Annotated in this window: 28 protein-coding genes; 11 read left to right on the top strand and 17 right to left on the bottom strand. The window is 65.9% G+C overall.

Features of this window, described 5'->3' with window-relative positions; genetic code table 11:
• Positions 1-17 precede the first annotated feature (17 nt).
• The 4 genes from ABIC35_RS03190 to ABIC35_RS03175 all read right to left on the bottom strand — a co-directional run bounded on the left by ABIC35_RS03190 (position 18) and on the right by ABIC35_RS03175 (position 2,782).
• Positions 18-560: a RidA family protein gene (locus ABIC35_RS03190; protein ID WP_121071692.1), complete on the bottom strand. Its 543-nt coding sequence runs from the start codon at positions 558-560 to the stop codon at positions 18-20.
• A 60-nt stretch (positions 561-620) separates the two neighbouring features.
• Positions 621-1,400, bottom strand: coding sequence for an alpha/beta fold hydrolase (locus ABIC35_RS03185; RefSeq protein WP_121071691.1), 780 nt, complete (start codon positions 1,398-1,400; stop codon positions 621-623).
• Positions 1,401-1,535: 135 nt separating this feature from the next.
• On the bottom strand, positions 1,536-2,309 hold the full coding sequence (locus tag ABIC35_RS03180; RefSeq protein ID WP_354278272.1) for a response regulator transcription factor: 774 nt from the start codon (positions 2,307-2,309) through the stop codon (positions 1,536-1,538).
• Positions 2,310-2,425: 116 nt separating this feature from the next.
• Complete coding sequence (locus tag ABIC35_RS03175) at positions 2,426-2,782, bottom strand: hypothetical protein (protein WP_121071690.1); 357 nt, start codon at positions 2,780-2,782, stop codon at positions 2,426-2,428.
• 290 nt (positions 2,783-3,072) lie between these two features.
• On the opposite strand from ABIC35_RS03175, the gene ABIC35_RS03170 reads away from it, so the two are divergent.
• Together ABIC35_RS03170 and ABIC35_RS03165 are read left to right on the top strand one after the other, a co-directional pair.
• Positions 3,073-3,699, top strand: a complete 627-nt coding sequence (locus tag ABIC35_RS03170) for a response regulator (protein WP_121071689.1) — start codon at positions 3,073-3,075, stop codon at positions 3,697-3,699.
• 356 nt (positions 3,700-4,055) lie between these two features.
• Entirely contained in the window at positions 4,056-4,832 is a 777-nt protein-coding gene (locus ABIC35_RS03165; RefSeq protein WP_121071688.1) for a winged helix-turn-helix domain-containing protein, read from the top strand.
• Between the two features lie 43 nt (positions 4,833-4,875).
• Here ABIC35_RS03165 and ABIC35_RS03160 read toward each other — a convergent pair whose 3' ends face one another.
• Positions 4,876-6,162 (bottom strand): DUF418 domain-containing protein, encoded by a 1,287-nt coding sequence (locus tag ABIC35_RS03160; RefSeq protein WP_147425795.1) that lies wholly within the window; start codon positions 6,160-6,162, stop codon positions 4,876-4,878.
• Positions 6,163-6,437: 275 nt separating this feature from the next.
• Here ABIC35_RS03160 and ABIC35_RS03155 point away from each other — a divergent pair, with 275 nt between their 5' ends.
• Complete coding sequence (locus ABIC35_RS03155) at positions 6,438-7,121, top strand: DoxX family protein (RefSeq protein ID WP_354278268.1); 684 nt, start codon at positions 6,438-6,440, stop codon at positions 7,119-7,121.
• A gap of 87 nt (positions 7,122-7,208) precedes the next feature.
• On the opposite strand, the gene ABIC35_RS03150 is transcribed toward ABIC35_RS03155, so the two are convergent.
• Genes ABIC35_RS03150 through ABIC35_RS03140 form a run of 3 tightly spaced genes read right to left on the bottom strand, consistent with a single transcriptional unit; the run spans position 7,209 to position 8,825 of the window.
• Complete coding sequence (locus tag ABIC35_RS03150) at positions 7,209-7,988, bottom strand: SDR family oxidoreductase (RefSeq protein WP_121071685.1); 780 nt, start codon at positions 7,986-7,988, stop codon at positions 7,209-7,211.
• On the bottom strand, positions 7,985-8,314 hold the full coding sequence (locus ABIC35_RS03145) for a nuclear transport factor 2 family protein (RefSeq protein WP_121071684.1): 330 nt from the start codon (positions 8,312-8,314) through the stop codon (positions 7,985-7,987). Before ABIC35_RS03145 ends, ABIC35_RS03150 begins: the two co-directional genes overlap by 4 nt.
• Positions 8,315-8,354: 40 nt before the next feature.
• Positions 8,355-8,825, bottom strand: coding sequence for a hypothetical protein (locus ABIC35_RS03140; protein WP_121071683.1), 471 nt, complete (start codon positions 8,823-8,825; stop codon positions 8,355-8,357).
• Positions 8,826-9,092: 267 nt separating this feature from the next.
• Here ABIC35_RS03140 and ABIC35_RS03135 point away from each other — a divergent pair, with 267 nt between their 5' ends.
• The gene (locus ABIC35_RS03135; RefSeq protein ID WP_121071682.1) at positions 9,093-10,046 is read left to right on the top strand and encodes a hypothetical protein; all 954 of its coding nucleotides are present in this window, start codon (positions 9,093-9,095) and stop codon (positions 10,044-10,046) included.
• Between the two features lie 76 nt (positions 10,047-10,122).
• On the opposite strand, the gene ABIC35_RS03130 is transcribed toward ABIC35_RS03135, so the two are convergent.
• From ABIC35_RS03130 to ABIC35_RS03105, 6 genes are all read right to left on the bottom strand, one after another.
• Entirely contained in the window at positions 10,123-10,662 is a 540-nt protein-coding gene (locus ABIC35_RS03130) for a VOC family protein (RefSeq protein ID WP_183049228.1), read from the bottom strand.
• A gap of 64 nt (positions 10,663-10,726) precedes the next feature.
• Positions 10,727-11,488: a winged helix-turn-helix domain-containing protein gene (locus ABIC35_RS03125; RefSeq protein ID WP_220667309.1), complete on the bottom strand. Its 762-nt coding sequence runs from the start codon at positions 11,486-11,488 to the stop codon at positions 10,727-10,729.
• Positions 11,489-11,576: 88 nt separating this feature from the next.
• The gene (locus ABIC35_RS03120; RefSeq protein ID WP_121071679.1) at positions 11,577-13,193 is read right to left on the bottom strand and encodes a GMC family oxidoreductase; all 1,617 of its coding nucleotides are present in this window, start codon (positions 13,191-13,193) and stop codon (positions 11,577-11,579) included.
• A 398-nt stretch (positions 13,194-13,591) separates the two neighbouring features.
• The gene (locus ABIC35_RS03115) at positions 13,592-14,674 is read right to left on the bottom strand and encodes a GAF domain-containing protein (RefSeq protein WP_121071678.1); all 1,083 of its coding nucleotides are present in this window, start codon (positions 14,672-14,674) and stop codon (positions 13,592-13,594) included.
• 409 nt (positions 14,675-15,083) lie between these two features.
• Positions 15,084-16,376, bottom strand: a complete 1,293-nt coding sequence (locus tag ABIC35_RS03110) for a cytochrome P450 (RefSeq protein ID WP_121071677.1) — start codon at positions 16,374-16,376, stop codon at positions 15,084-15,086.
• A 56-nt stretch (positions 16,377-16,432) separates the two neighbouring features.
• Complete coding sequence (locus tag ABIC35_RS03105; RefSeq protein ID WP_183049227.1) at positions 16,433-17,341, bottom strand: alpha/beta fold hydrolase; 909 nt, start codon at positions 17,339-17,341, stop codon at positions 16,433-16,435.
• 413 nt (positions 17,342-17,754) lie between these two features.
• Between ABIC35_RS03105 and ABIC35_RS03100 the strand changes: the two genes are divergently transcribed.
• Positions 17,755-18,480 (top strand): hypothetical protein, encoded by a 726-nt coding sequence (locus ABIC35_RS03100; RefSeq protein WP_147425793.1) that lies wholly within the window; start codon positions 17,755-17,757, stop codon positions 18,478-18,480.
• Between the two features lie 43 nt (positions 18,481-18,523).
• Here ABIC35_RS03100 and ABIC35_RS03095 read toward each other — a convergent pair whose 3' ends face one another.
• The gene (locus ABIC35_RS03095) at positions 18,524-19,423 is read right to left on the bottom strand and encodes a LysR family transcriptional regulator (RefSeq protein WP_121071674.1); all 900 of its coding nucleotides are present in this window, start codon (positions 19,421-19,423) and stop codon (positions 18,524-18,526) included.
• A 176-nt stretch (positions 19,424-19,599) separates the two neighbouring features.
• Between ABIC35_RS03095 and ABIC35_RS03090 the strand changes: the two genes are divergently transcribed.
• Positions 19,600-20,025: an Ohr family peroxiredoxin gene (locus ABIC35_RS03090; protein WP_121071673.1), complete on the top strand. Its 426-nt coding sequence runs from the start codon at positions 19,600-19,602 to the stop codon at positions 20,023-20,025.
• Between the two features lie 32 nt (positions 20,026-20,057).
• Here the strand turns inward: ABIC35_RS03090 and ABIC35_RS03085 are convergent, their stop codons facing one another.
• Positions 20,058-20,432 carry a winged helix-turn-helix transcriptional regulator gene (locus tag ABIC35_RS03085; protein ID WP_121071672.1) on the bottom strand — a complete coding sequence of 125 codons (375 nt, stop codon included), beginning with the start codon at positions 20,430-20,432 and terminating at the stop codon, positions 20,058-20,060.
• Between the two features lie 95 nt (positions 20,433-20,527).
• Between ABIC35_RS03085 and ABIC35_RS03080 the strand changes: the two genes are divergently transcribed.
• Together ABIC35_RS03080 and ABIC35_RS03075 are read left to right on the top strand one after the other, a co-directional pair.
• Positions 20,528-21,109 carry an FMN-dependent NADH-azoreductase gene (locus ABIC35_RS03080; protein ID WP_121071671.1) on the top strand — a complete coding sequence of 194 codons (582 nt, stop codon included), beginning with the start codon at positions 20,528-20,530 and terminating at the stop codon, positions 21,107-21,109.
• 98 nt (positions 21,110-21,207) lie between these two features.
• Positions 21,208-22,359, top strand: coding sequence for an N-acetyltransferase (locus tag ABIC35_RS03075; RefSeq protein ID WP_121071670.1), 1,152 nt, complete (start codon positions 21,208-21,210; stop codon positions 22,357-22,359).
• Between the two features lie 45 nt (positions 22,360-22,404).
• Here ABIC35_RS03075 and ABIC35_RS03070 read toward each other — a convergent pair whose 3' ends face one another.
• Entirely contained in the window at positions 22,405-23,490 is a 1,086-nt protein-coding gene (locus ABIC35_RS03070) for a methyltransferase (protein WP_183049226.1), read from the bottom strand.
• Positions 23,491-23,728: 238 nt separating this feature from the next.
• On the opposite strand from ABIC35_RS03070, the gene ABIC35_RS03065 reads away from it, so the two are divergent.
• From ABIC35_RS03065 to ABIC35_RS03055, 3 genes are all read left to right on the top strand, one after another.
• The gene (locus ABIC35_RS03065) at positions 23,729-24,358 is read left to right on the top strand and encodes a LysE family translocator (protein WP_121071668.1); all 630 of its coding nucleotides are present in this window, start codon (positions 23,729-23,731) and stop codon (positions 24,356-24,358) included.
• 114 nt (positions 24,359-24,472) lie between these two features.
• Positions 24,473-24,853: a lysozyme inhibitor LprI family protein gene (locus tag ABIC35_RS03060; protein ID WP_121071667.1), complete on the top strand. Its 381-nt coding sequence runs from the start codon at positions 24,473-24,475 to the stop codon at positions 24,851-24,853.
• Positions 24,854-24,904: 51 nt separating this feature from the next.
• Positions 24,905-25,360: a hypothetical protein gene (locus ABIC35_RS03055; protein WP_147425792.1), complete on the top strand. Its 456-nt coding sequence runs from the start codon at positions 24,905-24,907 to the stop codon at positions 25,358-25,360.
• The last annotated feature ends 62 nt before the right edge of the window (positions 25,361-25,422 follow it).

The following is a 25,422-nucleotide window of genomic DNA, read 5'->3' as shown; positions in this document are numbered from 1 at the left end:
CGCAGCCGACCGTGGGGTCAGTCGTGCTTGATGGCGGATCTCTCAAGATCACCAGGCATGGCATTCCCGCTCCTGGCGGCGGTCGCTTCGATCTCGACCAGATAGTCCGGCCGTGACAAGCCGGCTACCTGCACCGTCGAACGGGCGGGAAGGTTCGGCTGCGAGGCGGTGCCGAAATATCGAACATAGGCGCGTGTGAACCCCTCCATGTCCAGGTGGCCGGACTTCTCCGGAACGCCCACCAGAAACACCGTCAGCTTCACCACGTCGCGGAGACCATAGCCGCGATCGCGCAGCGTCTGCTCGATCTTTTGGAACACGCTCGCTGTCTGCGCTTCGGTGTCGCCATATTCTGGAGCGTCGCCGCGCGCCCCGGCCGCTGCGATGGGGGATGCGACCTCGCCGCTCAGATAGAGCGTCTCCGCCGTCGGCGGCACCTTCACCGTCCTTGCTATCGGCAGCGTGGCGTGGCGGTCGAACCGCTCGATGGCTTGCGCGTCCGCAGGGCTGGCGCATGCCAGAATCGCCGGCAGCACCGCCGGACAGGTTTTGAGCAGCATTGCATGTCTCCTCGATGCGGAAGCACCGCGCCTCCTGGGAGACGCGGCGCTGGCCGTCGATCACTTGGCTGCGGCTGCCTGCGGCTTCGCGTTCAGTGCGCCCTTGGCGGCTTGATCGATCACGTCCGCGACCGCCTTGGGCTGGGTCAGGAACACGACATGGCTACCCTTCACTTCCGTGGTGACCGCGCCGATCCGGCGTGCGGTGCTGCGCAACAGCTTGGGATCGATCGCGCCGTCCTCGGTGGCGACCACCGCCCAGCTGGGCTTCGACTTGAACGCGGCAAAGGTCACCTTCGCTTTCAACGCGGCCATGGCCACCGGGACCTGGCTGTCGCGCAGGAGCGCGCCGACTTGCTCGCTGGTATCGGCGGCGAAGCCCGCCTTGAACTTCTGCTTGTTGAGGAAGGCGAATCCGTCCGCCGTCTCTTCGGGGACGAAGTTCGGCGGCGGCGCTACCTCGGCATATTGGTCGAGCGTGGAGGTGCCCACTTCCGGCGCGAAGGCCGCGACGTAGACCAGGCCGACAACCTTGTTGCTGCTGCCAGCCTGCGTGATGACGCTTCCGCCATAGCTGTGGCCCACCAGAATCGTGGGACCGTCCTGCTGCGCCACAACGCGGTTCGTGGCAGCGACGTCGTCGTCGAACGACGTCAACGGATTCTGGACGATGCTGACGTGATAGCCGCGCGCGGTCAGCTCTTCATACACGCCCTTCCATCCCGATCCGTCCGCGAACGCGCCGTGGACGAGGACGATGTTCTTGACGGCTTGTGCGTTCGCTGCGCCCGAGAAGCCGACGGTTGCGGCGGCAGCGAGAATGGCGTGACGGATCTTCATGGCAATCTCCTTTGGTGCAGTATCAATTATCGCGATAAAGGTCCGTAAGGGGCGTTATCGATTCTGTCGAGCAAAATGGTTATCGCGATAATGTTTATTGGATTCTGGTGTTCGGCCTTGCTCGGGACCGGCAGGTCAGCTTCGTGCGAACTGGTGCTCGTGGACGGGGTGTGGAGCCCACTCCCACAAGCGCACAAGATCGCCGACGCACGACGCGCTTAGCTTTCGCATCATGCTCCCCCGGTGCAGCTTGACGGTGATTTCGCTGATCCCCAGTTCGTGTGCGATCTGCTTGTTGAGCTGTCCGATCACCACCCCGCGCAGCACCTGACGTTCCCGGGGTGTCAGCGTTGCCAGCACCGCTGCGCGGCGATTGGCGACTTCTTCTGCCGCGCGGCGGTCACGGTCTTGCTCTGTCGCGCGGGCGATCGCATCGAGAAGCGCCTGGTGGCGAAACGGCTTTGTGAGGAAGTCCACTGCGCCCAGCTTCATCGCCTGCACGCTCATCGCGATGTCGCCATGGCCGGTCAGGAACACGATCGGCCGCCTGTTTCCCTGCGAGAGGAGGATCTGTTGAACGTCGAGGCCGCTAAGGCCCGGCATGCGGACGTCGAGGACGAAGCAGCCGACACGATCAGGCAGATCCGCCTGCAGCATCTCTCTTCCGGAGCCGAAGGCGAGCACATCGATGTCGACGGTTTCCAAGAGCGATACGACCACGTCCCGCACCATGGCATCGTCGTCGACGACGACGACGAGTGGGACGGTGCATCGGTCATCGAGATCATCCGAGTATTTCAACGGCGCCTGCGTGCCGCCTAACGGCGCATGTTGGCCCTTGTCGCCTTTACCAATCTTCGGCCTGGATGGGGATTGCATCTCCATCCCAATGCGGTCGATCGTATGCATCTCTTAACCCTTCATCGCATCCCGCTTCGATCTGCCGGAAGTTTCCCACGCGGCAACAGGCGGCGACACCCCAGGGAGGACTAGTGTTGCATCCGTCATTTGGGTGGGGCGGGGCTTCAGTCCCGGCCTCTCTGCAGGATGATCGTCCGCCGGCCGAAAATGCCCGCATCCATGGAATAGGCACCGGCGCCGAGCAGCAATATCGCAGCGGCCTCGAAAAATTGCGCACTCGATCCTACCGGATCCGCGCCTTGCATCAGCTCCAACGAAACTACGCCGATACAGAGGATTGCCGCCACCCGGGTCCATAGCCCGAGGATCAGGAACGCCGCGAACGCCGTGCAGATCCAGCGCGGGGCTTCCGCTGCTGCAATCCCGGGAGCAGCGAGGATCGCAAGCGCGGCGGAAAGGCGCAGGAGCAGAAGGCCTGCGCCGCTCCGCCCCGCAGGAAAATGGGGGGAAAGCAATGGCATACGTCGTAGCGGGTAGCAGGCCCTCTTGCTTCCCGATATCCCGAGACGAGGTATTGTCGGATGGGTCTTTTGGGGTGTGCCAGTACCGTACCGGGGCGGTAGGCTGGTTTCTTGATTCGGGGCGAGGGGGATGGCTCGGGTGATAGGGGCTGGGTTGAAATGCTGACGCGATTGCTGCTGCAAACCCGCTCGACAGGTGGCGTGCATAGGCGTGCGGCATCCCAAGATCATGCTGCCAGGCGCTTCGGCGTCCGCGGCCTGCCGCGCCGCATCCGCAGGCTGATCCCGCGATGACATTGCCGCCGATCCGGGTCCTGGTGGTCGATGACCATGTCCTGTTGCGACAGGGCATTGCCGGGATCCTCGCGTCCGAAGCCGACATCGCGCTGGTTGCCGAGGCCGCGAACGGCGCGGAGGCCGTCGAGATCTTCGCGCGCGTGCGGCCTGACGTCACGCTGATGGACCTTCAGATGCCGGTCCTCTCGGGCATCGAGGCGATCCAGCGCATCCGTAGCGGCGCCCCACAGGCGCGGATCATCGTTCTGACGACCTATCCCGGCGACGTGCAGGCGGTAAAGGCGCTCAAGGCAGGTGCCTCCGGCTATCTGCTCAAGAGCTCGCTGATCGACGAATTGCTGCGTGCCATTCGTGCCGTGCATGGCGGGCGACGCTATATTCCGGCGGACGTGGCCCAGGAAATCGCCCTGCACGCTGCCGAAGAGCCGCTGAGTGCCCGGGAGGTCGACATCCTGGCGCTGGTCGCGGCCGGCAAGGCGAACAAGATCGTTGCGCATGAGCTGTCCGTCTCCGAACAGACCGTGAAGGCGCATCTGCGCACGATCTTCCAGAAGCTCGGCGTCAACGACCGGACACAGGCGGTCACCACGGCGCTCCGACGGGGAATCATCACCCTGTAGCGCAGGCCCTGCGGCTTCGCTTGTCCACCTATCCCCGGAGATAGGGTGCGGCGCGGTTTCGTATAGCGGCCTGTGCGCAAACCCAGCAAATCTCGCAGCTGCCCAACCGCCCCGCACGATGGGCGCGCGCCCTGCCATTTGCCACCTTCTGACGATCCCCGAGGCCCTTGGTGTTATAAAGGACTTCAGAAATGACGCGTTCGCCGCAACCCGTACTGAGCCGAGCTTTAACGTCGTGCGCAGGCACATCCGGTACGCCGTACGTCCCGACATCTATCGGCGCGCGTGTCACGAGCCCGATCCGCACCGCCCGCCGGCCGGGCCGCCTCTCGCCAAGACGCTGAGAGGTTGCTGGCATGTACCATTCGGTAGCGCCCTTCGACGAAGACATGGAACATCCGGTTTCCTCCACCGCCTCTGCAAGGATCGGACGTGTCCTTGTCGTCGAGGAAGATCTCGGCCAGCGCCACACGATCCTGTCGTACCTTATCGATCGCCAATGCGCCCCGATGGGCTGCGGTGCAGCCGAAGTGCTTCGCCATATCCGCAGCCAGTCGTTCGGGTTGATCGCGCTGAATGCGCGCTTGGGTACGGTGGCGGGCGTGGACATGGTGCGGCAGATCCGAACCCGCTCGGACGTGCCCCTGATCCTGTACGCAGATGGTCCACAGGCCGACGTCGATCGGATCATCGCCCTCGAATTGGGGGCGGACGACGTGCTGAGCGGGCCCCTCAACCTCGACGTGTTGCTGGCGCGTGCGCGCGCGATCCTGCGACGGCAGGAACTCGGTCGCTCCGTCGTTGCATGCTTCCGCGGTGGCTATGCCTTTCGCGGGTGGGAGCTCCGCAATGCGACACGCGAGCTGAGGTCGCCCGACGGCGCGAACGTCAGCCTGACGAAGCGGGAATATGCGCTGCTGGTGGCGCTGCTGGCATCGCCGGGCCGCACCTTGTCGCGGCTGCACCTGATGCGCGCCACCAGAACGCAGGAGGATGTGTATGACCGAAGCATCGACGTGCAGATCCTCCGGCTGCGGCGCAGGCTGGAAAGCCATCCCTCGGGCAGAGGGCTGATACGTACCGAGCGGGGCGTCGGCTACGCGCTGGACGCCCCGGTCGAAACGCTGTTCTGACTCTGCCGCAAGGGCCGAGCGCAAGCGACATCATCGCGGCGGCTCAGCTGGACCTGCTGCGTACGGGGAGCATCGGTTGCAGCTTCCAATAGGTCAGGGATCGCCATAGCCACTCGAGCGGCCCGAAGCTGAAGAAACGCAGCCAGACCAGGCTGAAGGAAATGTTGAAAACCCAGACCGACAGGACGACCAGCATCATCTGATATTGTTCGAGCATCCCCCTTGGCAGCGCGGCCGTCCAGGTGAAGATGCCGGTGCAGATGGCGCTGGTGGCGATATAGTTGGTCAGCGCCATTCTGCCGACCGCCGCCAAGGCGCGCTGGACGGGCAGCATCGTACCATGCCGCACCAGCAGGAGGACAATCGACGCGTGGGCGAGCGATGCCGGGATGGTCTGGAGTTCATAGGGTGCCATCATCGCCACCGTCGTCACGGCGCTGCTGAAACCGTATCGATGGGCATGTGCCAGCCCGGCCAGAACGATCGTGAAGGCAAGGGCGTATCCCAGCACGGCGATGGCGACATAGCGTGTCGAGGACAGGCGGCCGGTCAGGAAGCCGGTCTTGAACAGTCCCATGCCTGCGATGAGGAATCCCACGGTTTCCAGGATCCAACCGGAGCCGAAGATCATCGTCACGAAGCCGTGATAGGCGGCCGCCGGGATGCTAGCGACGTACCCGCGTGCCACCGGGGCGGGCGCAGCCTGCATCTTGGCGATCTGGTCGCGACGTTCCGCCTGCGCGGCGGCCAGGGCTTCGGCTTGCGCTTTGGTGGGGCGCTCGCCTTTCGCGATCGCGTCGTGCGCCTTTTCCTCAAGCTGCGCGACGGGCCAGGCGGCGGGGACGCCCATCGTATTCCACACGCCGAAGGTGCCGCCGACGAGGGCCACCGCCAAGCCGATGCCGACAAGCCGTTTCCCGGCCACATGGCGCAACGGGTAGAGCGCCAGCAGCGCGACGGTTGCATAGAAGAACAGAACGTCGCCGTCCCAGATCAGCGCGCCGTGCAGAAGGCCGAAGAGCAGCAGCCATAGGTTGCGCCGATGGAAAATGTCCGCCGCCGTGCCGGCACCTTCGCGGCGTTCGAGGCGGCTCAGCAGCAACAGCGCGCTCGCGCCGAACAGCATCGAGAAAAGGGCGCGCATCTTGCCCTCGAAGAACAGCCACTGAAACACCATCACCGCTGCATTGAGAACGGCATGCTGTCCGGTGAACGCCACGACGCGAAGCGGTACGTTGAATGTGATGGTTTGCGCGCCGGCGAACAGCTGGATGTTGATCACCAGGATCCCGAGCAGCGCCGCGCCGCGCAAGACGTCCAGGGACAGCACTCGCTCGGATCTGGAAACCGGGGCAACAGGAGGGGCGGCGACTGCCTTCCCATGGGATGTCGAAATCATGCGAGGTCACTCTGCCTGTGGTGGTACCTCGTCGTGCGAGGGGCTCCGCTACATTCGCGCTTCAGACCGTCGCGGTTTCATCGCGAATGCAACGCGGTCGGCGGAGGCTTGAAATCCGGCAAGGCGCCGCGATCCTCCGTTGCAGGTGTAGCCAAGCGTGGACGTGCCGTAGTCTTGTCGTGGCGGCGACTGGCTAGCCGGATCGAATGCTCGATCCTGATCCTCGTCCGTCATCCGGTGGGTGGCGTCTAGTTTGGGACGTTATCCTCGAAGGTATTTGTGCCTATCATCATGCGCATTATCCTTCGGCGATGACGACTGCATTCTTGGAGAATCTTCAGGATCGGCGACTTCGATCGAACCCCGATGCCGCCAACGCGGACACACAGTTGCTGTCCGGACGCCCGCGGCCCCGCTACTGGAGACACGACTTGCAGCACGGCATTACGAAGCTTTTGCGCACGCCGATGATGGCATGGCTCGCACGCGTCCTGCTGACGCTGCCCTTCTGGTCCAGCGGCCTGTCCAAGCTCTTCCTGTTCGACGATGGCGTGGCCGAGATGGCACGCGTCGGCCTCGAACCTGCGGCCGGCTTCAACATCGCGACGATTTTCGTGCAACTGGCAGGATCGGGGCTCATCATCGTCAACCGGGCCACCTGGCTGGGGGCGGGCGCGCTTGGCGTGTTCACGGGCCTGACCATCCTGCTGGTCCACCGCTTCTGGGCGATATCGGAAGAGCCGTTCCGAACGATCGCGCTGCACGTTTCGAGCGAGCATGTCGGCATGATCGGCGGCTTGCTCGCGGTCGCCATCCTGTCTGCGCGACGCGATGCCGCAGAGCCCGCGCCGCACGCGCATGCCGTTCAACGGCGGCCGGCGCATCGGTGAACGTGGCGCGATAGCCACGCCCGTAGATGCAGCACCCGCCGACCGGCCCGATAGCCCGGAGTCGGCGGGCGCTTGTTCCATCGGGCGTCAGGCGGTCGGGATGGTGCCGCCGTCGATCACATGCTCGGTGCCGGTAATGCTGCCGGCACGATCCGAGACAAGGAAGGCGATCAGGTTCGCGACTTCCTCCGGTTGTGCGGGGCGGCCGATCGGGATGCCGCCAAGCGCCTGCATGATCAGTTGCTTGCCCGCCTCGACACCGCCGCCATGCTCGGCACCCAGCCGTTCGGCGAGATGCACCGATGCCTCGGTCGCGATCCATCCGGGCGAGACGCGCACGACGCGGACGCCGCGCGGGGACACCTCCTTCGACAGGCTCTTGCTGTAGGTCGACAGCGCTGCCTTGGCGGCCGCATAAGCCGTGGTCGCGTCCGGCAGCGGCAGGCGGTTCTGGATCGACGTCACATGGACGATCACGCCGCTGCCTCGCGCAACCATCGCCGGCAAGAGTGCGCGATCGAGGCGCACCGCGGGCATCAGGTTGAGGTCGAGCTCGCGCTGCCACTGGTCGTCATCCAGCGCCGCGAAGCCCCCGGCGGGGGCCGAGGAGCCGCCGAGCATGTGGACGAGGATGTCGGGCGTGCCCAGGCGCTCCTGCACGGCCGCGGCGAGGTCGGCACAGCCTTTCGCGGTGGTGAGGTCGGCCGCGACGAACTGCGCTTCGGTGATGTCCGCCGGGCGCGTGCGGGCGGTGGTCAGCACCTCCGCCCCCAGGTCGCGGAGGAGCTGGACGGTCGCCGCGCCCGCGCCGCGCGTGCCGGAGGTGACCAGGGCCGTCTTGCCCTGAAAGTCGAGGAAGGCGTTCATGGCTTGATCTCCAGCGCGGCGACCTTGCCCTCGCGCAGGGTGAAGAAATAGCGCAGATCCAGTGGGCTGCCTGGGAAGTCGCCGGTAAGGCGGCTGGTGACGATCGTCTGGTCACCGTCGCTGGTGGCGGCAAAGGGCTCGCTGACATAGTTGTAGGCGGCGGAAGACTTGGCCTTCCATACACGCACTGCGTCATGCCCCTGGTTCACCTTGCCCTCGTCCCGGACCAAGGCGTCTTCGGTGAAGCAGGCGAGGATCGCATCGATGTCACCGGCTCTGTCGGCGCTGAAATATGCCGCGATGGCGGGCGGAAGCGGAAGGGGCATGGCAGGTTCCTTTCTCTGGGGTTCGGTTCGCCGGCGCGGATCAGCGACGGGCGCCCTCGGGGCCGGTGGAGCTTTTGGTGCGCGTCGGGATCCTTGCTTTGGGCACGAAGGTCAGCGCCGCGACGGCGTCGACCGGGTCGGGGGACACCTCGGTCTCGCGTCCCTCGAAGGTGGCGTCGAGCAGACTGCGGAGCGCCCGGTTGGGCTCCATCGGCAGGAACGAGATCATGCAGACCTCTTCCAGCGAGGCGGCCTCGGCCACGTCGACCAGCGCTTCCTTCAAGTCCTCGCGGGTGTAGGTGACGATGAACTTGTAATCCTGCTCCACGACGAGAAGTTTCTTCTCGCGAAGGTGATCGGGAACGTCGCTGTCCTTGAAGTTCCAGAGGAATTTGGCGGGGCCGCCGAGGATCGGTCCGCCGGAGACGAGTTGCTTGGCCATGAGCGCATCGAGGATGCGCTGCGCCTGGATCGTCTGCTCGGCGCTGATGAACACCTGATAATATTGCATGTCGCATCACCTGTTCTGTGGCGGCTGCGCGCTTCGGCGACCGCCTCTCGAAGCTTGGAAATAGTCCTCCTACTTCGTTGCGATAAGCCGGATGATCCGGGATGGGCCGTGCGGGAAAATGGGACAATGTGGCAGTCGTCCCGCGCGATGCGCCAGCACGCTTCCGCTTCTTGGCTACAATTGCAGCTTTGGCCGATACGCTACGCGTCCTGACTTGACGATCGTCGGGCGGCGGACCTTCCTGCAGCGCCAATATTCGGACGTCGCATGAAACCTGTCGCTGCCATCTCGATTTCGATAGCCCCGCTAGCGCTCGCGGCCGCTGCATCCGCGCAGCCGCAGGCCGGGGATGAATCGGGCCGATGTGCCATACCGTTCAGCGCGGCAAGCCAGCTTCGGGCACGCGTCGGCGCGCCGTCTCCGGACATCCTGAACGCCTTCACGCGATCGGGGGCGAAGGATGTCGGGCCGCACACCCTCACGGACGCGGAGTGGAAGACGGTCGACGCGGCCATCGCGGCGTTGCCGCGCTTGCACCGCGATGTGCTGCAACGGCACCTCCGGCGCATCAGCTTCGTCGACGCATCGTCGGGCGCGGGGAACGCGCTCACCAGCGTGGCAGAGCCGGCCTGCGGGGAGGGGCTTTTCGACCTCACGCTGCGGGCTGGCCTGCTCGGCGAAACGCTGACGGGTTTCCTCAGTGGCAAGGAGGCGGGCCTGTTCACGGACGACGGATCGGGGACGACGGTGCGGATCGAGGCCGGCGCGATGCCGGCTGCACCCTATATCCTGCTCCACGAGAGCACGCATATCGTCGACGGCGTGCTCGGCCTGTCGCGGAGGACGGATGCCGCCTTCCGCAAGGAGGCGTGGGATGCGGAGGGGAGCAGGGCGCTCGCCCCGAAGCTGGCGGCCAACCCGATCAACGGCATCGCCTGGCGGGGAGGCGCGAAGCTGCCAATCGGGGACGCGGCCAATCTCTATCGCGGGCTGCAGGCGACACCGTTCGTCTCGCTCTATGCGAGCGTGGCGCCTTCGGAAGACCTCGCGGAACTCGTCGCCTGGCAGCAGCTTTCGGCGCGCTGGCACGTCCCGCTCAGGATCGTCGTGCGCGGCGCGGACGGCGCCACTGCCTTCGCCTACAAGCCCCTTGAAGCGCCGGCGGTCCGTGCCCGGATGGCCGGCGTGTCCGCCCTTCTGGCAGCGTCGAACGGATCCTGACCGCGGACCACGAGGGGTGTAGCTGAACGACCGATGGCACCCGAGCGGCGCACGCTTCCGCTCGGGTGCAGGCCGCTCAGGCGGCGCGCGGCAGGTGGTTGTTCGGGACCCGGTCGCCCGCCAGCCAGCGAGTCAGCGCATCGCGGGCACTCTCCTTGGCGCCTTGGCCATGATGGTCCGGATCGACGCAAAGCTCGAGCGTCTGGCCATCGGGATCTTCGACATAGAGCGAGCGCGCATAGCCGTGATCGAATTCCATCGCCGGGATGCCCGCCGCCTTCAGCCGATCGCGAAGCGCATCCTGCTGCTCGGGCGCGATCTTCAGCGCGAGATGGACGAACAAACCCTGCGGCTTGGCGGCATAGCGCGCTTGGAGGTCGGGATCGGCAAAGTGGAAGAAGGACAGCGAACTGCCGTCGGCGAGCCCGTAGGAAGCGAGGGCGAATACATGCTCGACGCCGCCCAGGATCTCGCGCTCGATCCAGAAGTCGGTCAGCGGCATGCCGAGAATGTCTTCGTAGAAGTGCCGGGTCCGTTCCTGGTCGGAGGAAACATAGGCGGCATGATGCAGGCGTGCGGGAAGCAGCGGTGTCGTGTCAGGGTCAGAAGGTGTCATGAGAAGATCCTTTCGCGTCCAATATTGTTTGGGATGATATTGCGGCCTGGGTGCTGCGGGAGCGTCAGAACAAAGGTTCGACCTGGGCATCCAACCGGTAGCCGAAGCCGCGTTCCGTCTTGATGAGCGTCTCGCCGCCCGGCGCCGCAGCCAGTTTCTTGCGCAGCCGCAGGACTTGGACGTCGACACTGCGGTCGTAAATGTCGTCATGCGCCCGCGTGGCGCGCATCAGGTGCACCCGCGACAGCGAACGGCCGGGCGCCTCCAGCAAGGCGGCGAGCAGGCCGTATTCCCCTTTGGTGAGGTCGATCTCGCTGCCGTCGGGTGCCACGAGGGCGCGATCGGCATGCCGCATTTCCCAGCCCGCGAAGCGATAGCCGCCGCGCAGGGGCGCGCTGATGACGCGGCCCAGTTCCTGCCGTCGCAGCACGGCGCGGGCGCGGGCCACCAGCTCGGCCGGGTTCAGCGTTCCCGCGATGAAATCGTCGGCGCCCAGTTCCAGCCCGACAATGACGGAAACGCTGTCCTTGCAGAGATCGTCGTACAGGATCACGGGAACGTTGGAGCGGCTTCGGATCTCCCGCAGCACGTCGAGCGCATTGCGGCTCTGCAGCCGCGCATTCAAGGCGATCAGGCTGAGCTGCCGGCTGTGCAATTGGTGGGCGACCTCGCGCGCGCCTGCGCTGACGGAGATCCACCGATGATCGCGCAGATACGCGGTGATGCGATCGCGCGCGCGCTCGTCTTCATCGATAACGAGAATGCGGCCCAGGCTGAGGGGGAGGTTGGTCGGTTCGGCGAATTCACGCATGGGAAAGCGGTACATTGCGTCAACTCCGCAGGGCGCGACGGCGCCGGTCTCAGGAGCAGGGGGTGCGCCCGCACGGGGCGGGCGCACGGTTCATGGCAAGGCGTCAGATCTGGTGCGCCGCGCGCAGGCTGGCGGCGGCCTGCTCGCCGATGATCGCGCAGGGCGCCTGCGTGTTGCCGGTGGCGACGCGCGGCATGATCGAGCCGTCGGCGATGCGCAGCCCTTCGATGCCGTAGACGCGCAGCGACCCGTCGACCACCGACATGCTGTCGCGGCCCATCTTGGCCGTGCAGGTCTGGTGCCAATAGGTCACCGCCGCGTCCCGCACATACTCCTTCAGTGCATCCCGCGAGAGCTTGCCGGGCATCGCCTCGCCGCGCACCAGCGGCCGGAAGGCCTCGGCGTTGCCGAGGTCGCGGCAGAGCTCGACGCAGGCCAGCGCGGCCTGCAGGTCGGCGGGGTCCGACATCATGTTGGCATCGATCTGCAGCGGCGCCGCGGCATCGGCACTGGTCAGCCGCAGGCGCCCGCGGCTATGCGGACGCGCCAGGCCGGCGAACATCGTCCAGCCATGCTCGGGCACGCCGCGCGCCGCCGTCCGCTCGCTCGGCACCGGGAACTCGACCTGGCAGAACAGCAGGTCGGGCGACGTCAGCTCGGGGCGGCTCTTCCAGTAGAGCGTGGCTTCGCTGCCGCTGTTGCGCGGCGCGATCGGGTCGGCATATTCCCAGATGCACCCGAAGGAGACATGGTCCTGCAGATTGGCGCCGACGCCGGGCAGGTGCTGGCGGACCGGGATGCCTACGCGGCGCAACTCGGCTTCGTCGCCGATGCCGGAGTGCATCAGTACCTTCGGCGTCTGCATCGCGCCCATCGACAGGACGACCTCGTGGACGGCGCCGATGCGCTGGCGCTGGCCGTTCCGCACGATGTCGACGCCGACGGCGCGGTTCCCCTCGAAGGCGATCCGCTCGACCGTCGTTCCGGTCACCACGGTGAGGTTCGGGCGATCGAGATACGGGTGCACATAGGCGCGGAACAGTGAGTGGCGTCGGCCGTCGCGGACGAGCATGTCGCTGATCGCGACGCCGCCTTCGCCTTCCATCATCCGCCCGTTCGGGCTGTCATAGCTGGGAATGCCCAGCTCGTTCGCGGCGTCGAGCAGCGCATGGGCGACGGGGCTCGGATCGGCTGCGGGCTGGACCCAGACCGGGCCGCCGGAACCCCGGCGCAGCGGATCGGGCGCGCCCTGCCAGTTCTCGATACGGCGATAGATGTCGAGGACGTTCTGGTAACTCCAGCGCTCGTCCCCGGCCTCCTCGGCGAAATGGTCCCAGTCGCTGCGATGGCCGCGCGCCCAGACCATGACGTTGATGCTGGAGCCGCCGCCCAGTCCCTTGCCCATCGACATCGGCAGCGCGCGACCGTTGAGATGGGGGTTGGGCTCGGCGGTGAAGCCCCAGTCGCGCTCGCTGCCGAGATTGGTCGGCCACTGGGCGGGATCGAGCACGGCCTCGGCCTCGTCGCTGCCGCCTGCTTCGATCAGCAGGACCTGCACCGCTTCATTCTCGGCCAGCCGCCGCGCGACCACGGAGCCGGACGCGCCGGCGCCGCAGACGATGAAGTCATAACTAGGCTTGAGCTCGGCGGTCAGCCGGGCCTGGTTCTCGGCTGCGCGGCGTTGGAAATCGTGCGCGTCGTCGTGATGGGCATGGGTCATCAGCAATTCCTTCGAATGGTTGATGCGCAAGCAGGCGGGAGGCGCGCGCGCCCGTCGGTGCGGAGGCGGCGCAACGCACGCCGCGGACCGCGCCGCAGGAAAGTGGCTCTCGACATGTTCGCGCTACCGGCCGGCCGAGCGGGGGCTTGGATGCACCGGTGTTCCGAAGGGGTTGGATTGAGGTGGGTGCCTTCGGTGACGCCCAATTATCATTTCTATCAAATTTGACAATGCTGCCGGATTGGGAATTTGGCTACAACTCTGTAACATTGACGCGTCCAGCCGAAGTATCGCGGCTGGCTTGCTGGCAAATCGATCCTTGTGGGGCGCGAAAAAGGGCGCGCGGACGTAAACCGGCACGCCGTTGCTGCGTCGATGTGGGAGGGGCTAGGGAAGACTTATCGCTTGGTGCGTGTTGCAGACCGCAGCTTGCGATCCAGCGACCGCAGCCGCACTTCGTCCGAGGCGACCGCAGCGAGCGCCCGGATCGTTTTGGCTTCCCGCTCGCCGATCACCCGCGGCTTGCGATCGATCACGCACAGCGAGCCGACGATGAAGCCTTCGTCGTCCAGCACCGGCGCGCCGGCATAGAAGCGGAAGCCGGGCTCCCCGGCCACGGCGGGATTGGCGGCGAAACGTGGATCGGCCGACAGATCGGGCACCGTGAAGATGTCGCGCTGGAGGATCGTATGGTTGCAAAAGGCCCAGCTGCGCGGGGTGTCGGCCATGTCGAGGCCGATCTTCGACTTGAACCATTGCTTGGTTGGCGTGAGCAGGGTCAGCAACGCGATCGGCGCGTCCAGACTCTGGGCCGCCAGCCAGGTAAGCCGGTCGAAGCTCTCCTCGTTCTGGGAATGCAGCAGCCCGGAGCGCTCGACCGCCATGAGCCGGCGACGCTCGTCCTGCGACACCGGGAAGGCGACGCCCCAGTCGCTAAAATCGCTGTCTTCCGCGGCGAACACGGAACCGCGCAGCTGCGCCAGGGCCGCGGCCGGCGTGGCGGCGCGGCTGATCCTTGCGCTCAGATCCGGGGGAACCGCGCCTTCCTCGCCCACCGCGACAATCCGGGTGCTGGCGATTGCCTTGTTCGCGGCGAGGCTGTGCAACAATGCCTCGCTGTTCAGCCCCGAGGTGCAATCGACGAGAATGCCGTGCGGCTGCGTGGAGCCGATCGCCACCAGTGCCGCGAGAACGTCGTCGAAATAGTCGATGGCGAAGTCGGCGGCGTTCTCGGCGGCGGCACGATAGCCCGGCAGCCGGTCGCTCGTGGCCACGACGATGAGGATCGCGGACGGCGCGGCTTCGGCGGCTGGCTGCCGGCTGTCGATCAGCGCGACGACATCGGCATGATAGACGCGGCGATGACCACCCGGCGTCTTCCAGGAGGGGATCGTTCCGCCTTCGATCAGCACCTGCGCGGTGCGTACCGAGATGCCGAGCAGTTTCGCGGCATCGGCAGTCGTCAAAATGTCCTTCTTCAAGCTTCCGACTCCCTGACCGCCGGATCCGTCTCCACCGCAAGGCGGCTTCGACACTCTGCTCGAGCGATGTTCCGGACCGATATATTGATAGAATCGGCAATTTAAAGAGCGGTCAGCGGTGGCGGAAGTGCGGTAAGCTGTGGTGGTGGGGCAAATGGCTGCGGACGTAACCGTAAGACTCGTCTCCGCACGCTTCTGAAGATAGGCAGGGGTTGTCCGTATTGGGGAATGCGGCGCTACCTGGTCCTGCCAAGAGGTAAGGCATGCCTGAAGACAAGGCGCACGCGATATTGCAGAGGGACTGCCAGAAAGCGGACCGTATGTTTGCGATCCTGATATATCTTTCGCCGTTCTGCGACTGGGTGACCGCTCCTTGAGAAAGGAACGGCGCTCGCCAGCCGTGGCAATGCTATGCTGCGCTTTCTTGCGGCAGCCGGACCATCACCTGCTGGTACCCGTTGATGAAGGTCGACGGAACACGCACCGGGTCGGCAGCGACGTCGAAGGCGGGGATGCGGCGCAGGATTTCCTCCCACAATGTCCGCACCTGCAGGTCCGCCAGTCGCGCGCCGATGCAGCGATGCACGCCGAACCCGAAGGCGAGATGGCGTCGCGCGTTGTGGCGCTCGAGGACGAAATCGTCCGCTCGCTCGAACAGCGTCTCGTCGCGATTGGCGGAGAGGTACCACAGCACCACCTTGTCGCCGCGACGGATATGCTTGTCGCCGATGGTGACATCGCGCGTCGCCGTGCGCCGCATATGGGCGATCGGCGTCTGCCAGCGGAGCAGTTCGGGGGTCAGGTTTGCGAGCAGCGCCCGGTCCGCGCGCAGCTTCTGCAACGCGTCCGGGAAGGCGTGGAGCGCCACCACGCTGCCGCTGATGCTGTTGCGCGTGGTGTCGTTGCCGCCGACGATCAGGAGCAGGACATTGCCGTAGAATTCGGGCTTGGGCATGTGCCGGGTCTCTTCTCCCCGGGCGAGCAGCGAGATGAGGTCGTCGCCGCCGGGCGTTTCGAGCCGCTGCGCCCAGATCGCGTCGAAGGTGTCGAAGCATTCCTTCATCACCCGCATCTTGTTCTCGGGCGTGGAATAGGCGGGGTGTCCGGGGAGGGCGACCATCGCCTCGGACCAGCGGATCAGATCGCGCGATCGTTCCTGGGGAAAGCCGAGCAGCAGCGCCAGCGTGCGTGCGGTCAGCTCGATGGAGACGCGGTCGACCCAGTCGAACCATTCGCCGTGGGGCAGCGCTTCCAGGATCTCCACGCACCAGGCGCGGATCTGGGGCTCCATCTGCGCCAGTCGCTCGGGCGAGAAGGCGGGCGCGACCACTCGGCGCTGCGTCGCGTGCCGCGGCGGGTCCATCGAGATGAAGGCCGGGAAGAATTGCGGATCCCCGGCGCTCGATCCGATGGTGATGCCGCCATTGGCATGTGCCGAGGAAAAGGTCTCGGTGTCGAGCTCGATGGCTTCGATGTCGCTGTGCCGGGTGATCGACCAATAGGGTGCAAACCGGCCCTCGGCGCAATAATGCACCGGCGCTTCGTGCCGCAGCCGGGCCAGGTAGCGCGGCGCGAACCCGGCGGCGAACAGGTCGGGCTGGGCGACGTCGAGCGCCGCGATCGGCAGCTGATGGAGATCCTGTTCGAAGCGCTGCGCATTCGAAGCGGGGGCGCTGTTCTCGGGGCTTTGCTCATGGGTCATGCGCGCAGCATGCCGGCGCTTCGGCTACCGTCCCGCTACAGTTCGCCTCCCCGTCGTCACCGACGTAGCGGCGCGCGCCTTGGGTGACCGGAGCCGGTACCGTCCAGGAACCTAAGCAGCGATCGGTTGAACACCGCCGGGTTCTGCCACGGAATGAAGTGCCCCGCGGCCGGGAACAGCTCCAGCCGCGCAGACGGGATCGCCTGGGCCAGTGCGCGGAAATGCGCAGGCAGAATGAACTCGTCGTCCTCCGAACCGGCGATCGTCACGCGCGTGCGGATCCGCCGGAGCTGCTCGGGCCCGATGTCTTCCTGGCTCGCCTGCATCGCGCGGACAGCCTGTTGCAGCCGGCCGAACCCGCCCGGATCCGGCGAGCGCGCGGCATAGTCGGCGACGAGACGCGGGGCGACCGTCGCGAGGATCGGCGCATCGCCGGCATTGGGACGCACGCTCGCCTTGTCCATGTTGGCGCCAAAGGCATAGACCGCGCTCAGCCGCTCCGGCGCGCGGATCGTGACCAGCAAGGCGACGATCGCGCCGTCGCTCCAGCCGATGACCGCTGGCCTGGCCAGATGGAGATGATCCAGAACCGCCAGCACGTCCTCTGCGAGCAGGTCGTAGCGGAGCGGCAGCGGACCCATGGTGCTGCGGCCATGGCCGCGGCTGTCGATCAGGATGACCCGATGCCCGGCCGCGAGCAGCGCCGGGACCTGCGCGTCCCAGCTGCGGCTGCTCGTCAGTCCGCCGTGCAGCAACACGACCGGTGTGCCCGTCCCGATGCTGGCGTACCAGATGCGGGCGCCCTTGCTTTCGACATAGTCGCCGTGGGGATCCATGGCGGTGGCGCCGCTCTGGACCGCAGGCGGCTGCGCGAGGGGGGTCGCGATGGCCGGGAGGCTGGCGACCATGCCGGCCGCGATACAGGCGGTCCACAGCCTGTTGGTCAGCTTTATCCTCGGTCGCATCGTCGTTCCTTCAAGTCGCGTGGCTACATCCAGCCATGTCGCAAAAAGGGCCCGGCGACAGGTGCCGCCGGGCCAGGGCGGAGCTTCCGCAGGTGAGCGCTCCGGGTCGCAACGCCAATCTGTGCCGGTTTGGTGTCGTTCAGGCTTCAAGCAACGCCCTAAAGAATACGATTGTAACGACTTACACCTCATTCGAGGGCGACGTACAGGTTCCATCTTAAGCGCAGTGACGCAGGTTTTTTCCACGTGTTGCAAATGGAGTGCGCCGGCGCTGAGCGTACTATTACGCGAATATTTCTAATAATACGGCAATGTTACTGCCGAAGGCGGTTATTGCTTCAACATAAATCCTCATATGCTTAATCAGACCCGGTCAATTCATGTATTTGACTATAAATGTTCGTGGAGGATTTGTGCGTATCTTGATTTCTGCTGCCGCTGTTGCCGGCACTCTGCTTGCCGCGATGCCCGCCCTTGCGCAGGATCGTTCTTCGAAGGACGAGCCTGCCGCCGGGTCGATCTATGTAGCCGGTTTTCTGGGGGACCGGTTCGGCCGCGAACAAACCCTGCGCGGCACCACGCCCGCCGGCCTGCCCCGGGTGATCGAAACCGATGCCAAGGACGGCCTGACGGGCGGCCTGGTGCTGGGTGCCGTGGCCGCCACCGGCGACTGGGGACGCGCGCGCGTGGAGGCCGAGTTCTCGGCCAGCCGCAACACGCTCAAGCGGCTGGATCTCAACGGCCAGCAGCGCACGCTGCTGGAGGGCAGCCGCTCGGTGACGACCGAGATGGTCAATATCCTCTACGATACCCCGCGCATCGCCGAACGCCTGCGCTTCACGCTGGGTGCCGGTGTCGGGCATGGCGCGATCGACTATGACACGCGCTACCTGGTCCCCGCGGCGGGGCCGGAGATCAACATCCCGACCAGCGTCTCGGGCAAGATCGCGCTGCAGGGCATCGCGGGCGCCTCGGTGGCGCTGGGCGGCGGCCTCGAGCTGACCACCGACGTGCGCTATTCGCGCATCGCCCGGCATCAGGTGGAACGCTTCAACGCGACGGCGGGTACGCTCGATTCGGTGCTTTCGACGCGGTACAGCAACGCGGTCGCGACCGCGGGCTTCCGCTTCTTCTTCTGATGCGCCGGGGCCGCGGCGTAGCGACGTCGCGGCCCAGGCCTATTCAGGATGTCGAGGACATCGCGCGTGCCAGCGCGATAAATGCCTTCAGCGCTGCGGACTGGTTGCGACGCCCGGGATAATAGAGCGCCAGCGGCGCGCCGGGCGGCGTCCAGTCCTCCAGCAGGCGGATCAGTCGGCCGGCAGCGATGTCATCGAGAACGCTCGATTCCATGAAGAAGCCGATGCCGATGCCGTCCAGCACCGCCATCCGCGCCAAATGCGGTTCGTCGAGCGTGACCGGCCCGGCGACGTCGACATGGAGGGTTTCCCCATTTCGCGTGAACTGCCAGCGATAGCGCGCTCCGTTGGGGAGGCGGATGCGGATGCAGGGATGACCGAGCAGGTCGCCAGGTGCCTTGGGCGATCCGTGCTTCGCCAGATAGTCCGGCGTGGCGACGACGGCGAACCGCCGGGCCGGCCCGAGCGGGACGGCGATCATGTCGGTCGGCACCAGCTCGGCGGTGCGGATGCCGAGATCGAAGCCGCTGTCGACCACGTCGATGAGCTTCCCCTCTGTCACGAGGTCGATATGCACTTGTGGATAGCGACGCAGATATTCGAGGATCAGCGGGGCGAAGACCTCCCGGGCCGCGGTGGCGAAGGCATTGATCCGGATGGTGCCCGAGGGCGTCGCCTGTTGCGACCGCGCCGTCCGCATCGCCTCCTGGATGTCTTCGAGCGCGGGCCCCACCTGCTCGACGAAGCGGCGCCCGGCATCGGTGAGCGACACGCTCCGGGTCGTGCGGTTGAACAGTTGCACGCCCAGTTGGCGTTCGATCTTGCCGATGCTGCTGCTCAGCGCGCTCGTCGACATGCCGAGTTCCAGCGCGGCCTGGCGGAACGAGCCACGTCGGGCGATCGCCATCACCGCTTCCAGCTCGATGAGACCGTCCTTGCTCACTGTCCCGCTTTTCCAAAGGCTACGTCCCGCCATAAGCCGATTATCTCGGCATAGGTAACCCTCTATGTGAGGACAGCTAGGCACGCGCCGCTGCTTCCTTGAGATGGGGGGACGGCCCAGACGCCAGGAAGCCGGGTGCCGTGGCATCCGCCTGCAGACCAAGAGAGAAGTCCGTGATGAACATCCTCTACGAAACGCGCGCGCGGGTGGTCGGCGGCCGGACGGGCCGTGCGACGGTGGAAGACGGTGCCCTTGCGTTGACGCTAGCCACGCCGCGGGCGCTGGGGGGCGGCGACGATAGCGGGACCAATCCGGAACAGCTCTTCGCGACCAGCTATGCGGCCTGCTTCCTCAGCGCACTTCGCTTCGTGGCGAATCGACGCCGGCTCGCCCTTACCGACGAAAGCGCCGTGATCGCCGCGGTGGGGATCGGCATGCGCGAGGATGGCGCAGGGTTCGGGCTGCAGGTGGAATTGTCGGTCAGCCTGCCGGGACTGGAACCGGGCTTGGCCGCCAAGCTGGTCGAGGAGGCGGACCAGATCTGCCCCTATTCGCACCTCGCGCGCGAGGGTGCGGCGATCCGCGTCGGCATCGCCGACTGACGCGACCCGCTGCCGGCGGATCGCGACGCCGTTCAGCCTTCTTCCTCCGCCTTGGCGTCGAACGCGGCGCGGCTCGCCGTGAGGCTGGCCAGATGGCTTTCCACCCAGCCGCCCAGTTCGCGGCCCTGCGCGGCAAGCGAGGCGCCCATTTGGGTCAGCCGATATTCCACCTTGGGCGGCGTGGTGGGATAGACCTCGCGGCACACTAGGCCGTCACGCTCCAGCGCGCGCAAGGTGCGGGTCAGCATCTGTTGCGAGATGCCGGGCACCGCGCGGCGCAGCTCGTTGAAGCGACGTGCGCCGGGCTGCAGCGTCACGACGATCGGCAATGTCCAGCGGTCGCCGATCCAGCGCAGATGCTGCGAAAGCTCGACGCAGCGGTGCGAACCGGGGTCCAGCGAAGTCATATGGATGTGACCATGTCAGGAAAATATGCGTTCTTGGCCGAGGGTCAACCCGCCCGTAGGCACGCTGCATTCCAACAACAGCAGGATAGTCAGCGATGCAACTTCTTCATCTCGACTCGTCGATTCAGGGCGATACGTCGGTCACCCGGTTGCTTTCCGCCGCCGTGGTCGAGCGCTATCGGCAGCATGTCGGCGCGGTCGCCGTCGACTACCGGGATCTCGCCGCGACGCCGCTTCCGCACATCACCTTGCCCCGCTTCGGCACCGAGGCCGCGGAGGCTGTTCTCGCCGAGTTCGTGGCGGCCGACATCCTCGTGCTGGGCGCCCCGATGTACAACTTCGGCATCCCCAGCCAGCTGAAGAGCTGGTTCGACCACATCCTGGTTGCCGGCAAGACGTTCCGCTACGGCGCCGGGGGCGTCGAGGGCCTCGCCGCCGCGAAGAAGGCGGTGGTCGTGCTGTCGCGCGGGGGTGTCTATTCGGAAGGTCCGGCAGCCGCGATGGAGCATGCCGAGACGCATCTTCGCGCCATGCTTGGCTTTATCGGAATCGATCGACCACAGTTCATCGTCGCCGAGGGGGTCGCGATGGGCGACGAACCGCGGCGTGCCGCCATCGACGCTGCCCTCGCCGCCGTGGCGCAGGTCGAAGATGCGAGCGAGCCGGCAGTGGCGTAATCCCAGTATTCCGTAATCGAGCTACGGAAGAAACGAAATGGCAGTACACCAGCCTATATCGCTCGATCCAGGTCGCCAACGCGGCTAGTCATGTCTACATGACGAAAATATCCATCACACCGGTGACAAGTAAGCGCGAGCGCAAAGCGTTCATAGAACTGCCATTTCGCCTGTACGCGGAGGATCCTTACTGGGTTCCTCCGCTCAAGGGCGAGGCGCTTGGGCTGATAACGCCCGAGAAGAACGGCTGGTTCTCGCATGCCAAGGCGCAATTGTTCCTCGCATATCGTGATGGCCGCGTCGTCGGGCGCATCTCCGCGCATATCGACACGTTGGCGCTCGAGATGCCGGCGGCGTCGGGCTTCGGCCCGGGCGTCGGCCAATGGGGCCTGATGGATGCGGAGGGCGAGGACGTCTTTTTCGCCCTGCTCGACCGCGCCGAATCCTGGTTGCGGGAGCAGGGCATGACACGCGCGCTCGGGCCGATCAGCATGTCGATCTGGGAGGAGCCCGGGCTGCTGATCGAAGGGTTCGACCAGGCCCCCACCGTGATGATGGGGCATCATAGCCCGGTATACCGGGCGTGGATCGAGGCTGCCGGGTACAAACCCGTCAAGCAATTGCGCACCTATGAGCTCGATATCACGCGCATGTTCCCGCCGATCGTCCAGCGCATCATCCGTTCGGGGGAGAACAACCCTCGCATCGTCGTCCGCAAGGTGGACAAGCGCCGCTTCGACGAGGAGGCCGCGATCATCCTCGAGATCCTCAACGATGCTTGGTCGGACAATTGGGGATTCGTGCCGCTCACCCCGCCCGAGATCAAGGACGTGGGGGTGAAGCTCAAGCCGATCGTGTTCAACGACCTGATCCGCATCGCCGAGCTCGATGGACGGCCGGTTGCGTTCATGATCACGCTGCCCGATCTCAACGAGGCGATCCGGCCGCTCAACGGCAAGCTGCTCCCCTTCGGCTGGGCCAAGCTGCTGCTGTGGCTGCGCAAGCCCCGCGTCACCACGATGCGCGTGCCGCTGATGGGCGTCCGCAAGGAATTGCAGTCGTCCCGCCTCGCCAGCCAGCTGGCCTTCATGATGATCGAGGCGATCCGCCAGGCCTCGGTCGCCAACTACGGCGCGTCGCGCGGCGAGATCGGGTGGATCCTGGAGGACAATCAGGGGATGAACTCGATCGCCACCACGATCGGCAGCCGGATAAACAAGGTCTACCAGATCTACGAGGACAGCTTGTAAAAGCATGCCCGCCCGACGGTAGGTCACCCTCGGGCGGGTGCCCCGTCATCCGGACGCAGGGAAGGGGCGCTTGCGGGCCAGGATCAACGCGCCCTTCTCCGCAGGGTCGAGCACCTGGAGCTGGTGCTCCGCAAAGCCCGCCGCTTCGAGATAGCTGCCGAGCTCGGCATAGCTATAGGTTCGCGTTCCGGTCTCGCTCAGCAGGGTGAGGCGGAACGCCGTCTCGAACAGCGCGGGAGTCGTCTCACGGGGATAGTCGTGCAGGATCAGCACGCCGTTCGGCGTGGTGACCTGCGCAAGATGGCTGAAATTGGCGCGATTTTCGGCCGGTGACATGTTGTGCGCGACCGACAGGTACAGCGCGACGTCATATCCTTCCCCCCAATCCCGATCCCGCAGATCGGCGGCGCGGAGCGTGATCCGATCGGCCAGGCCGGCCTGTTCGATCCGCGCCTGCGTTTCCGTCAGCGCCGACTCCAGGTCGACGATCACTGCCGTCATCCGGGGATGGGCATGGCAGAAGCTGATGGCATGATGGCCATGCGAGCCGCCCAGGTCGAGGAGCCGCAAGGGCCTGTCGGGCAGGGGGACGGCGGCGACCACGTCCGGTGCCAGGTGCTGGGCGAAGGACGCCATGTAGCGCGAGAAGCCGCTGCCCATCTCAGGTTGCGCGGCCATGCGATCCCACAGGCGCTGGCGCGGCTTCCCTTCGGCGATGGCGGCAGGGAGGTCTTCGAGGATGCCCCAGGCATAGGAGGACCAGGCAAGCCCGGTACTGTAGTCGACCGTGCCCTGGCTGGTGAACCACTGCGCCGCCGTGTCGCCATTGGCGACATAGATGCCCGCGCGCTGCAGGAAGCCGGCGGCGACGAGGAAGTCGACGATCCGTTCGGCCCCGTCCACGCTGATGCCGAGGGTTTCGGCCAGGGACCGCACCTCCCGCGCACCGCCGGCCAGCGCTTCGAACAGGCCGATCCGTCCGGCGGTGGCCAGCGCGCTTGCCGTCATCATCGGGATATAGGCGTGCAGCATCGGCAGGGTCTGTGCAGCGGGGCTGGCCGCCATGTCGGGCGCTGCCGGCAGGACCTGGTGGTCGGGGAGGGCCGCGGTGATGCGGGTCATGCTGGTCATGTGTGCGTCTGACTCCATTGCCGGTTGGCAACGCCAGAAATCGAAAGCGTCTGACGATTGCATGTCCGCGCAAGGGAAGTTGCCTACGCATGAAATCATGGCGGCGGCGCCGATCGCAAACGCGGGCCAGCGCTACGTTCGACATCTGATTGGGCCCGCATGAAGCCGCCGAGAAACGAAGACCGGCGACAGGGTGTGCATTCGCTTCGGCGGCCCTCCTTCAACATGCGAGTTTGCGGTGACCGTCGATCTCTTCCTGACCTATCTGATCACCGCCAGCTTGCTGACGATGGCGCCCGGCCTCGATACGGCCACCGTCCTCCGCGCCGCGATGGTCGAAGGTCCCGCGCATGGTGCGGCGACGACCGCGGGTGTGGCCATCGGCTGCTTCTGCTGGGGCAGTGCGGCCGCTTTCGGCTTGGCACAGCTGTTCCAGGATGCGCCGATAGCAGGCGCCGGCCTTCGCGTGGCAGGCGCCCTTTATCTGGGCTACGCGGGTCTCGCGTTGCTGCTGCGGCAGCGTCCCCCGATGATCGTCGGCGGCTCCGTCCAGCAGCCGGCGCCAAGGCTGCGCACGTCCGCGCTTCGGGGCTTCACCACCAATATCCTCAACCCCAAGGTCGGGATCTTCTACCTGACGCTGCTGCCGCAATTCGCGCCGCAGAACGGAGATGCGGAAATCGCGTGGCTGCTCGCGCTGGTCCATGTGGCGATCGCCACGCTCTGGTTTCTTGGCCTGTCGGCCTTTGCCGGCGGCATCCGGCCGTTGCTGTCCAACCCGCGCGCCGTGCTGGCGATCGACCGGCTTACAGGCGGTATTTTTGTCCTGTTGGGTGTCGGCCTGATCCACGCCGCCACGACGGCGTGAATGGGGCCTCGCCAGCTTGGCCGAGGCTGGGCGACGGGAGGCGTGCGCCGGTCGTTTTCATAATTGGTGCGTCGGCGCCGACTTCTGCGACGCGTGGAATGAGAGGGAGCTTGTATGCGTGAATATGGTTTTCGCAATCTCATCGTGGCCATGGCATGTGCGCTGTCCACCGCGCCGTCGGTGGCGCAGACTCAAGCCGCCACGAATGCTTCGGCAGCGCGGGAAGCGCGCGCCGCGGATCAGGCGTTGAACGCCCAATACAAAGCTGCGAGCGCGCGACTCTCGCCCGCGTCGCGCCTCCTGCTCCGCAACGCGCAGCGAAGCTGGATCGCGTTTCGCGACTCCCAGTGCACGTTCGAAACCGCGGGCGTTCGGGGCGGCTCCGCCTATCCGATGGTCGAGGCAAGCTGCCTGAAGGAACTCACCCAGCAGCGCATCCGGCAGCTCGGCAAGATCACGGCATGCGAAGAAGGCGACCTGGCCTGCCCGCGTTGATGCCGGTCCGAAGCACGTACGATCCCATCCCTGCCAATTGAAGAGGCGACCATGCCACAAACGAATGTTCGCCGACTATTGCCGTCGATCGCGCTCCTGGCGCTCGCCTCGCTGATCGCTAAGCCGGCGGCAGCCGATGCGGATCGCACGCCACCGCCGGGCGGCGTGAACAAGCTGAAGCCGGGCATCTTCGTCGCGGAGGGCGCGCGTTGCAGTAGGCCGCCGAACGCCGCGATCAGGCGCTACGACGGCAAGGGCATCAGTTCGGTGCACCGCCGCGCCTGCATCGCCCGGATCCTGTCCAAGCGGCGCAGCGGCTATGGCAGTCTGTACAAGGTCAGCCAGTCCTGCATCGACACCGGTGCCGGCCCGGGGAAGCGCGTTGTCGAGCAGCAGACGATCGACATTCCGGATGCACTCCATTTTACGATACGCTCGCAGGGAAACACCGCCTATCGCTACTGCCCGATCCGCGAACTGCCCCCAGGGCTGCGCGCGACCAGCTAGGGCGGCGGGGCCGCCGTGAGGTTGTTCCTCTGAACGTCCCGGAGGGCATATGATCATCGCCG

Origin of the sequence: Sphingomonas trueperi, from assembly GCF_040545965.1 — a bacterium.
GTDB lineage: Bacteria > Pseudomonadota > Alphaproteobacteria > Sphingomonadales > Sphingomonadaceae > Sphingomonas > Sphingomonas trueperi_C.
Note: the sequence above shows the minus strand (reverse complement) of the source record. Positions and strands in the feature narration are given on the sequence as shown.